General features: G+C 55.2%; 1 protein-coding gene. It reads left to right on the top strand.

The features are described from left to right. Window positions 1-278 (top strand): hypothetical protein (locus EOA27_RS39890; RefSeq protein WP_210214215.1); only part of this gene is annotated, 278 nt, incomplete at its 5' end. Window positions 279-451: the final 173 nt, after the last annotated feature.

The following is a 451-nucleotide window of genomic DNA, read 5'->3' as shown; positions in this document are numbered from 1 at the left end:
AAGTGAAGGTCCATTTTGAGAAGACCACCGGCACAAGCATGACCTACTGGAGTGCGATCGGCTATGCACAAGGGTTGTTGACGGTGGAGGCCTTCAAGCGAATGAAAGCCCCAACCCGGGAATGCCTCATTGACGCCCTTGGAAGCATCGAGAATTTTGACATTGGTATTCTGCCTCCAATTTCGTTCGGCGCAGGCGTTCGGCAGGGCGTGACCGAGACCGGAGTTTTCAAGATTGTCAACGGAGACATCATCGTAGTCGCCCCGTTCGAGGAGTGATCGGAACGGCCCGCCGCGCTGCCTGAGTCGTAAACGCCACGAGGCAGCGCGGCCCTCGCAACGAGCCTCTTAGGATTGAACCATGGCCGACGCAATCCAAGTATCTGTGAATGGCCTATATGTAGGTCTCTCATACGCGCTGATATTGTTCGGGATCCTACTGGTCTATCACG

Source organism: Mesorhizobium sp. M2A.F.Ca.ET.037.01.1.1, assembly GCF_003998075.1.
Taxonomy (GTDB): domain Bacteria; phylum Pseudomonadota; class Alphaproteobacteria; order Rhizobiales; family Rhizobiaceae; genus Mesorhizobium.
This window is presented reverse-complemented; position numbering and strand designations above follow the sequence as displayed.